The sequence below is a fragment of the Kocuria sp. CPCC 205235 genome, from assembly GCF_040980905.1.
GTDB classification, from domain to species: Bacteria; Actinomycetota; Actinomycetes; order Actinomycetales; family Micrococcaceae; genus Kocuria; species Kocuria carniphila.
In genome coordinates this window covers 1-1,084 of record NZ_JAVKPR010000074.1, presented here as the reverse complement: position 1 = coordinate 1,084, position 1,084 = coordinate 1, and the positions used below count along the sequence as shown (strand labels likewise).

Sequence of the window (1,084 nt, the reverse complement as noted above, 5' to 3'; positions counted from 1 at the left end):
CAACACGGCTGGGCAGGCCGAAACCACCCATGACACACCCGAGCCATACACACATTTTGGCCTTTAACCCGGGATTGCCCTTTGTTCCCACGCTCACAATTGGGCATGAGAAAACCCCGGACCGTTTGGGTCCGGGGTTTCAGTGGTGGAGACCGACGGAATCGAACCGCCGTATCTGTCACGCCCGAAGGCGATCTAGCGCACCAGCGTCCCCTGGTTCGAAAGCACCTCTCGGCGCGTTCGTGACTACAACGTTAACGCATGGTTGCCCTTTTGTGCCACTCCAGGGGGTGTTAACCGACTCACAAAGTGCACGCGGATAAGCTGCCGCCCGTGAGAATTCCAGCGAAAGCCGAAGCTATTGCCCGCGCAACGTCACTCCAATGGGCGGACTGGGCCTCATTGTTGACCGGCGCCGGAGGGGCATCCCTATCTCACGCGCAACTGGCAGAGGTGTCACTCCAGAACATGCCCGAGGCTGTTACGAACCCCGGCTGGTGGGCGAGCCCCGAACGTCCGTGACGGAGAAGTGGTGGCGCTGGCGCAGGGATCTCTCCGACGGTTCCCGCGCGGCAGTGGAAATCACGCGCAAACCCGACGGTCGAACGCTGGTCACGCTGACTCATTCGAAGCTCTCGGGCACCGAGTCCATCGCTCACCGGAAACTCGTCTGGAAACCGTTGTCGCAGCAGATCAGCAGTGAGTAAATGCGTGATCAACGACACATAACCGAACGTTCGGTTGCAGTTGTCAGAAGTTACCTACGTGCAGGTAAGCTATACCCCAATCGGGTGCTGGCAGCTGTATCAGTTATGTCCACCCGATTATAAAAGGGCCTTTAGCTCAGCTGGTAGAGCGCTACGTTTACACCGTAGATGTCATCGGTTCGATCCCGGTAGGGCCCACCGAATGAATGCAGAAGAGACCACCGAGGGGTGGTCTCTTCTGCATTTCCGGGTCGTATGCCGTTATCTGACCTTAACGACGGGTAATCGGGCTCTTCAGAGTTGAGTGTGGGGTGAGGCGTCGAGTCCACCGGTGATGAGGAGCATGCGGAGGCGGTAGTGCTCGAAGTTGCGGAAGC

At 58.4% G+C, this 1,084-nt stretch carries 1 protein-coding gene and 2 tRNA genes; 2 read left to right on the top strand and 1 reads right to left on the bottom strand.

The window, feature by feature from the left end; genetic code table 11:
• Positions 1-143: 143 nt before the first annotated feature.
• Positions 144-214, bottom strand: a tRNA-OTHER gene (locus RF638_RS16010).
• A 283-nt stretch (positions 215-497) separates the two neighbouring features.
• Here RF638_RS16010 and RF638_RS16005 point away from each other — a divergent pair.
• Complete coding sequence (locus RF638_RS16005; RefSeq protein ID WP_095798410.1) at positions 498-707, top strand: hypothetical protein; 210 nt, start codon at positions 498-500, stop codon at positions 705-707.
• Positions 708-832: 125 nt separating this feature from the next.
• Positions 833-905 (top strand) — tRNA-Val (locus tag RF638_RS16000).
• The last annotated feature ends 179 nt before the right edge of the window (positions 906-1,084 follow it).